Source organism: Streptomyces sp. NPDC090445, assembly GCF_044769385.1.
Taxonomy (GTDB): domain Bacteria; phylum Actinomycetota; class Actinomycetes; order Streptomycetales; family Streptomycetaceae; genus Streptomyces.
In genome coordinates this window covers 1-7,936 of sequence record NZ_JBIVXV010000062.1, presented here as the reverse complement: position 1 = coordinate 7,936, position 7,936 = coordinate 1, and the positions used below count along the sequence as shown (strand labels likewise).

Below are 7,936 nucleotides of genomic sequence, written 5' to 3'. Positions count from 1 at the left end.
GTCGACTTCCGTCCTACGCGGAGCCCCGCCCCTCTACATCAACATTCCCGAACCACTTGACAGCAGCCCCTGACTGCAAACTTCCCGGTATTGGGGCAAGACCGACGCCCGCGACGCCTACGTGATCGCCGACCAGGCGAGGATGCGCCGGGACTTGCGGCCCATCCGTCCCGGCGACGAGGCCGCCATCGAGCTGAAGCTGCTGACCGGCCGCCGGGCCGATCTGGTCGAGGACCGCACCCGCGCGGTCAACCGCCTGCGCGGCACCCTGCTGTCCATGTTCCCGGCCCTGGAGCGGGTCTTGGACGTGACAAACACAGGCCCGCTCAGGCTGCTGACGGGCTAGCAGGCCCCGGCCGCGATCCGCCGCGCCGGGGTCATCCGGCTGACGAAATGGCTGGCCAACCGCAAGGTCCGAGGCGCCAGAGCCCTGGCCGAGGCGGCGGTCGAGGCCGCCGAGCGGCAGCACACCGCCGTCCCCGGGGAGAAGACCATCGCCAAGCTGGTCCACACCCTGGCCGAGGAGGTGATGGCCCTCAACGAGCAGATCGCCGAGATGGACAAGCTCATCGAGGGCCGGTTTCGCGAGCACGAACTCGCCGGCATCATCCTGAGCGTCCCCGGCATCGGCACCGTGCTCGGCGCCGAGTTCCTCGCCGCCGTCGGCGGCGACCTGGACGAGTTCGACTCGCCGGACGCCCTGGCGGCCTTCGCCGGCGTCGCCCCGGCACCACGAGACTCGGGCAAGGTCAGCGGCAACCTTCACCGGCCCATCTCCTACCACCGACGACTCCAGCGCGTCTTCTACACCTCCGCGCTGGTCAGCGTCCGCTACGACCCGAACTCGCGGAAGTTCTACGACCGCAAACGCGCCGAGGGGAAGAAGCACGTTCAGGCCGTCCTCGCCCTCGCCCGCCGACGTGTCAACGTCATCTGGGCTCTGATCCGTGACCGACGGTGCTACGAAGTGGCACCGCCAGTCACGGCAGCCGCTTGACAACAGCATTAGGAAGCGGTGTGCATCGTGAGACTCGCAGGTCAGCGGTCCAGCGCACCTTCGGTGCGCTGGACCGCTGACCTGCGAAGAGACAGTTACGAGTTCCCGGAATCCAAGAAGAGCGTTCCTGGGGGTTCTGGAGGCAGGCTCTTGAGCTGCGGCTTCGGAGTTTTCCGCAAGGCCCACGAAGGCGGGGCCTTGCACGAAACGTAGCCGAATACTCTGCGTGAGCGTCCGGCTGGCCTCTGCAAGGTCCTGGGCTGCTACGAGGGCAGCCCAGGAACAGCGTAGCGGATCAGATGGCGGCTTTGCGGCTCAGTTCTTGGGAGAGCGCTGCGCTGGTGCGTGCCAGTGGCTTTGCTCGCAAGGTGGTGCGACTGGCGACGTCGTCATCACGCAGCTCAGTGACGCTTTCTCGGGAGAAAGGCGTCTGGCTCTCCTCGCATCGCCGTACCGTCTGCCGCGTGGTGTTTCCCTCCGTCGCGGTGGCCGGGTAGCTGCTGCTCAACTGATCCCGGAGCCCGGCCGGCGGCGAGGGATCCAGCCCCAGCGCGGTGCGGCCACCAGACCATGACGAGGTTACAGCGGTCGCAGCAAATTTCCGTCACGGCCCAGCCGCCACCTCAGGTCGTACCGGTGTCCACACGGTAGACGATCTTCCCGTCGAACTCCGCGAACCCCAACGACTTGTAGAAGGCCCGTGCGCCGGGGTTGTCGCGGTCCGTCATCCACTCGACCCGACTGCACCCGGGGCGTGCGGCGGCCAGAGCGCGGAGCTCGCCCATGAGGCGGGCACCGACGCCCTGGCGGCGGAGGGTACTGCGGACATAGAGCTCTTTCAGGAATAGGGAGTGGGAGGAGCCGGCCGCAGGCCAGAGGAACGAGTAGGCGGCAAGTCCGACGAGATCACCGGTCTCGTCCTCGACCAAGAGCGCCGACGCCAACGGCGGGGAGCCGAAGAGCGCCTCCTCCACCTGAGAGCGGCGCTCTTCGAGCGGCTGGATCTCGACCGATCCGTAGAACCGCTCAACTTCCTCGATCAGTTCGGCCAGGGCCTCGATGTCGCTCCTGTCGGCAGGGCGGATCGTCACGCTCATCGAGATCTCCTGTCGCTCTTCCATCACTTCACTCGCTTGTTGCAACGCGTGGTCCGGGTGTGACGCCGCGGCTTGCGGCTACGGGGCTGTCGCCGTGTGCGGGGACCAACCGTACTGGCGCAGGGAGTCCTGGACATGCCGGATGAGGTACTCCAGATCCGCGCAGTAGACGGAGGGATTTTTGTAGTTGCGGTCGGTGCTGAAGCGGTGCGGGAGGTAGCCCCCGCCGCACACGTCCACCAGAGGGCAGCTCTGGCACTGCTCGGCGAGTGCGGCCTTCCCGTATTGCCGGTGCAGCAGCTTCGGATGATGAAGGACCTCGTCGAAGGAGTTCCCGAAGACGTCGAGTCCCAGCCAGGAGGCGCCTTCCTCGACGGACCGCAGGGTGTCCACGCCCTCGATCGTGCCGTCCGACTCGATCACGATGCTCGTCGGCGGGGCCAGGCCGAGGGACTCCACCGAGCCATGCACCCCGGAGGTCAGCGCCACGATGTCTTCCAGCATCCGCACGCTGTGCTGCTGCTCTGGTCGAGCGAGCCAGGCGTCGTAGACGCGACTCATCCACAGCCCGTACTCGGGTACCTCTGGGTTGTTGCGGTGCGGCGGTTCGTCGTGGGTCCCGTGCGGCAGGCCGAAGTCGATCACAGGTGGCTCGAACGACGCCAGGTAGTCGTGGACCTCGACCGGGTCGTTGGCCAGGTCGACGACGGCGAGCAGCCCTGCGAACAGGTGCGGACGGGACCGCAGGAGTTCAATGCCATGTACGGCCGAGGCGGCGCTCGATCGCGAGGCGTGCGTCAGCCGATGCCGATCATTCGCAGCAGGCGGTCCGTCGAGGCTGACGCCCACAACGACCTCGTACCGCGCGAAGAGGTCCAGCCATGGATTCGTGAGGAGCGTCCCGTTGGTCTGCAGTTCGAAACGTACCGCCACACCGGCCGGAACACCCTCCCGTACGGCGCCGAGCAGGTCTGCCATGTGCCGGGGGCCGGCGAGCAACGGCTCACCACCGTGCAGTACGACATGTACACCCCGCTGGCCGTGTGCCGCTGCGTGCTCACCGATTCGCCGTCCCGCGGCCCGGGCCACGTCCGCACTCATCCGGGCGGGCAGGTGCCGCCACGCCTGGTCCGCGGAGTTGAAGACGTAGCAGTAGTCACAATCGATGTTGCAGCGATTGGCGACCTTGAGGATGAACGACCGAAAAGGGGCGACGTCCGCGCGCGGTGTCATCGAGCGGAACGGCTCAAAGAGGCCACGTCCAGATGAGCGAAGCCTGGTGACCACCTTCGCCGGCGTGGTTTGACGCCATCTGCTCAGCGGCCAGTCGCTGCCGTACGCGGGCGGCGACACGGTCCAGGACGACCGAACCGTTCATGGACTCCGCAACGACGGGCGCCGGAGCGTGCGGTGCGGGAACGGGCGTGCGTGACGGCATTCGACGCTCCTCGGGGCAGTACAACAGCAGTGGGGCGGCAGACCAGCCCGCAAGGTAACAGCACCGCTACCCTCGGCGGCATACCGGATCCGGCCACGTGCCTGGCTAATCGGCCCGAGATGCAAGCAGCCGCTCGACGACATCTGCCGCCCCGTCCACGCCCAACCTCCGGTATATGTCCAGCGCTTCACGTAGCGCCCCCTCGGCTCGCGCCCGCTCGCCGGCCATCCAGTCGCAACGACCGATCCCCTCCAGGGCTCGTGCTTCCTCAAGCGGGCAGCGGATGTCCCGGGCCAGCCGCAGCGCCTGCTCGAAGAGCGCGCGGGCGGCGGCCCAGTCACCGCAGGAGCCCAGCAGTGTCCCCCAATGGTTCAGGACCTCTGCTTCACCGCAACGGTCGCCGAGCTCTCGGAGGATGTCCAGACTCCGCCGGAACGACTCGACGGCACTGTCCCGCTCACCAGCAACCCCGTGCGCCACACCCAGTTCGCCCAGCGAGGCGGCTTCGCCACCACGGCTGCCGAAATCGCGGTATGAGCCCAAGGCGTCCTCCAGTAACCGGATCGCCTCGGCGACGTTCCCGTCCATGCGGTCCAGTACCCCGAGGTAGCGAACGCTGTTCGTGTGGCCGAACCGTTCGCCGAGCTCGGTGAAGTACTCCAGTGCCCGGGTGTGTGCCTCCCGCGCTCCGGTGGGATCGCCGGTGAGGCGCCGTACGACTCCGAGCTCGTTGAGGGCGTACGCCTGGTGGACCCGGTCGTCGAGATTCCGGTAGATGGCGAACGCCTCACGGTGGCGCTGCGCAGCCAGCTGATACTCGCCCAGGAGACAGTGCACGACGCCAAGGTCCCGCAGCGAGTTGGCCTCCCCGTACCGGTCGCCCAGCTCCCGGTAGATCGACAGCGCTTCGGTCTGTGCCGCCACCGCTGTGTCGAACCGGCTGGTCTGCCGGCGCACCATGCCGAGGTCCGCGAGTGCGTTGGCCTGGCCGAGCCGGTCTCCGACCTCCCGGTAGAGCGCGAGAGCCTCGGTCTGCGCCCGGGCAGAGGCGTCGTTGTCCGCGGTCATGTACCAGACGATGCCCACCTGGTTCAGAGCGTCGGCCTTGCCTCGCTTCTCGCCGACCGCCTCGTACTCCGCCACTGCCTCGTTCAGCGCCTCGATGGCCTCGGGGTAGGCCGCCATGAAGCGACGTACGACTCCGAGCTCGGCCAACGCGTTGGCCAGCGACCGCCGGTCGCCGATGTGCCGGGCTGCCTCGGCGGCGGTCCGGTGAAGATCAGCGGCTTGGTCCCAGGGCCCGGCCTGCCGCAGGAAGGGCGCCATAGCCGCAGCCATGAGGATCACCAACTCGTACAGCGCGAGGTCGTTTGCCCTTCGGATACAGGCCAGGACATTGGCCCGCTCGTCCTCCAGCCACCCCAGAGCCGCCGAGCGTGAATCAATGGGTGGGGTCTCGACCTGGGCGGCGCCGTCCGGCGGATTCGGTGTGGCCGCGCCGCTACGGGCAATGTGTCCGTTCGCGACAGCGAGGGCGGCCAGGTAGTAGGTGCACACGCGTTGAACGGCATGAACAGGGTTCATGCTGCCTCCCTCGTCCGCGAGACCGCGGGCATAGTCTCGTAGGAGGTCGTGAAGCCTGAACCGGCTTCCCGGGTGCTCGTCAATCAGATGGGCCTCATAGAGCGCGTCGATTCCCTCGCGTGCCGCCGCCACCGAGACCGAGCCGAGCGCGGCTCCGGAGAACGCGTCCAGTTCGGTTCCAGGGTAGAGGCCGAGACACTGGAAGAGGTGCTGCCGTTCAGGTGTGAGGTCCTGGTAGGACAGGCTGAACGTCGCGGCGACCGCGCGCTCCCCGGCTCGGAGCTCTCCTAACCGGTCTTGGGCCGTGAGCAGACGCGCACGGAGGTCCTCGGCGCTCCACGACGGGCGATGGCGCAGCCGCGCGGCGAGCAACGACACCCCGAGTGGCAGGCATCCGCACAGCTCCACCAACTGCTCGAGGACGGCCCGATCGAGCGACTCCGCCGGCCGGCCGCTGAGGCGTATGAACAGGTCGACTGCATGGTCCGCCGGCAACGCCTCAACTGGCAGGACGACCTCCTCGTCCGCAGCCAGCCGATTCCGGCTCGTCACCAGTACGAGACAGCCGCTCCCGCCGGGAAGTAGGGGCGCCAGCTGCCGATAGCTGGCAGCATTGTCGAGGATGAGCAGTGCCTTCTTGTCGGCGAGCTGGCTCCGCCACATGGCCGCCCGCGCTTCGGTGACCGCACCCAGATCGTCGCCGACAGGAATCCGCTGCGCTGGCACTCCGGTCGCCGCGAGCAACGATGCGAGCGCTTCGGTGGCCTGCACCGGGGGCCGTCCCGTCGTGTGCCCGTTGAGGTTCACGAAGAGCTGGCCGTCCGGGAACCTTTCTGACAGCACGTGTCCTGCGTGTACGGCGAACGTCGTCTTCCCGACGCCTGGCATTCCGTCGATTACATGCACAGGCAACGCCTCGCCAATCTCCTGCGAGTTCCGTACGGACCGCACCAGCGCCTCAAGCTCGGCGGTCCGGTCGGTGAACGCGGTGGTGTCGCGCGGCAGGGAGCGCAGTACGAGGGCGGCACCCGGAGGCTCCGCCCCTTCCTCTGGCTGGGTCGTCGACGCAGCGCGGCGTTCTGGTGCTCCTGACTCCGACAGCGCGGCAAGCAGCACGGTCAGCCCGACCACGATCCCGCCCAGCAGGGCGAACGAGAACCAGCCATGCCGCTGCAACCACCCCAGCCACCCGGGCCACTCCGACTCGGACACAGCGTTGGTGACGAGCCCTAAAAGCATGGTTGTCACGGCCCCACCAGCGGCCACGACGGCGACGGACATGCCCCGCCGTAGCCTCATACGTGGGTCGTCCTGGCGAAGCCGGAATGAGTCCGTTCGGGCTGGCTGCCTGTGGGGCGGCATAGCTTTCCAGCTGTAGATCTGGTCACGACGGCAACCCCCGGATCCGACGCCTCGTCGCGCATAAGCGGACCAGCTCCCACGGAGCCCGGTCAAGGTCAGCTCCCCGCCACACACCGGTCCGTATCAGCCAATCTGTGCGTGGCTTCTACGCCGCGCGTACCGGCGCCGCTTTCGCGGAGCCAGCCAGAAGACCAGGCGGACGCGCTGCTCGGTCGCGAGCAGAGAGTGATGGTCGGTATTAGGTGTGTAGTCAGCCCTGGTAGCCGTCGCCAAAAAATTGATCACGGGCGCCCCTGAGGGCCTGGGGGCGAAAAGGGAGCGCCGTGCGTGTGGCCAGGTCGGCAGGCGGGGTCGTGCTGGCGGCAGCCCTGGTGACGGGCTGTGGCAGCGGCAACGGTGACAGCCGAGACCAATACAAGAACGGGGACCCTAGTAGTGCTTTGTTAGGTGGTGTCGCCGAGCACGGTTAACTCACCGTCTTCGTCTTCCAGCAGGCTGCGGGCGACGGCGGCCTCGTGGCTGTCGGGACCGTGTCCGCCGGTCAGGGCGACGGCGGTGAACAGGCCGGTCTCCGGCTCGAAGGAGGCGTGTCCTTTGAAGCCGTCCTGGTGACGGGTGCGGTTCTTGTGGACGTGCCGCGCGTCGGGATCGACGGTGGACACCGTCCGGTCGGCCACCGTGCCGCGGGCGATGCGCCAGCGGCCGTCACGGCCGTCGGAGTCCTCGACCGGTTCGACGTCCTGCCCGGCGACCAGGGCCAGCAGGCCGACCGCGTTCGCCGCCTTCTCGCCGAGCTCCTGCTCGGGCAGGCGGCCGATCAGGTTGAGGGCGTCGCTGACCAGCGCATCAACCAGCACAGCACGGGCGGCTTCGTCGTTCCAGGCGATCTTCGGTTTGCCCGGATCGGTGTAGTCGTGCGCCGTGCACCACCGGCCAGCCACCTCCTGGGCGCCGGGGACCTCACGGATCACCCGCCGGATGGCGGAGATGATCTGCGTGACGGTGTCCTGGGTGGCCACTGCGTCATCGAGCACGGTCGAATCCAGTGCCCGCCGCTGCTTGCCCTTGAGCACCCCGGTCGCGGCCACGATCTCTTTGACCCTGGCGAAGATCCGCGTCGGATCAGCGGACCGGCGCAGACGGCGGCGGAAGTAGGTCAGCATTGAGGGATCGAACGCGGTGTCGTACAAACCGAGTCCGCAGGCCGCCTTCCACCGCAGGTCGCACCGCAGCTCCTGAACCGTCTCGAAGTCCGACAGCCCGTGCAGACTCTGCAGCACCACCGTCGCGGCCAGAACCTGTGGCGGCAGACTCGGACGGCCATTGGACGACGGGTACATGTCTTCGAACATCCCCGGAGGGAACGGGGCCTCCCCCTGAGTGGTGGACACGCTGATACTGGATCTGCTTGATCCGGAGGAAGCGAGAAGACCGCCGATGGCGATGAGGGACTACTCG

The 7,936-nt window shown here is 67.8% G+C and carries 4 protein-coding genes and 2 pseudogenes; 1 reads left to right on the top strand and 5 read right to left on the bottom strand.

What is annotated here, in order from left to right:
• Positions 1-94: 94 nt before the first annotated feature.
• Positions 95-997: pseudogene (locus tag ACIQUT_RS40075) on the top strand (IS110 family transposase); the annotation flags it as partial.
• Positions 998-1,620: 623 nt separating this feature from the next.
• Here the strand turns inward: ACIQUT_RS40075 and haaN are convergent.
• The 5 genes and pseudogenes from haaN to ACIQUT_RS40050 form a co-directional block, all read right to left on the bottom strand.
• A complete protein-coding gene (gene haaN, locus ACIQUT_RS40070) occupies positions 1,621-2,094 on the bottom strand; it encodes a cyclophane-containing RiPP N-acetyltransferase HaaN (protein ID WP_403570644.1) in 474 nt (157 codons plus the stop codon).
• A gap of 78 nt (positions 2,095-2,172) precedes the next feature.
• Positions 2,173-3,327, bottom strand: coding sequence for an FxsB family cyclophane-forming radical SAM/SPASM peptide maturase (locus tag ACIQUT_RS40065; RefSeq protein ID WP_403570642.1), 1,155 nt, complete (start codon positions 3,325-3,327; stop codon positions 2,173-2,175).
• A gap of 13 nt (positions 3,328-3,340) precedes the next feature.
• Positions 3,341-3,532 carry a HaaA family cyclophane-containing RiPP peptide gene (gene haaA, locus ACIQUT_RS40060; RefSeq protein WP_403570641.1) on the bottom strand — a complete coding sequence of 64 codons (192 nt, stop codon included), beginning with the start codon at positions 3,530-3,532 and terminating at the stop codon, positions 3,341-3,343.
• A gap of 105 nt (positions 3,533-3,637) precedes the next feature.
• Positions 3,638-6,397 carry a cyclophane-containing RiPP biosynthesis TPR protein HaaT gene (gene haaT / locus ACIQUT_RS40055; RefSeq protein ID WP_403570639.1) on the bottom strand — a complete coding sequence of 920 codons (2,760 nt, stop codon included), beginning with the start codon at positions 6,395-6,397 and terminating at the stop codon, positions 3,638-3,640.
• Between the two features lie 530 nt (positions 6,398-6,927).
• Positions 6,928-7,875: pseudogene (locus ACIQUT_RS40050) on the bottom strand (transposase); the annotation flags it as partial.
• Positions 7,876-7,936 lie beyond the last annotated feature (61 nt).

Coding starts and splice junctions, on each gene's coding strand:
- haaN (WP_403570644.1), bottom strand. CDS start 2,094: ATGAGCGTGACGATCCGCCCTGCCGACAGGAGCGACATCGAGGCCCTG.
- haaT (WP_403570639.1), bottom strand. CDS start 6,397: ATGTCCGTCGCCGTCGTGGCCGCTGGTGGGGCCGTGACAACCATGCTT.
- ACIQUT_RS40065 (WP_403570642.1), bottom strand. CDS start 3,327: ATGACACCGCGCGCGGACGTCGCCCCTTTTCGGTCGTTCATCCTCAAG.
- haaA (WP_403570641.1), bottom strand. CDS start 3,532: ATGCCGTCACGCACGCCCGTTCCCGCACCGCACGCTCCGGCGCCCGTC.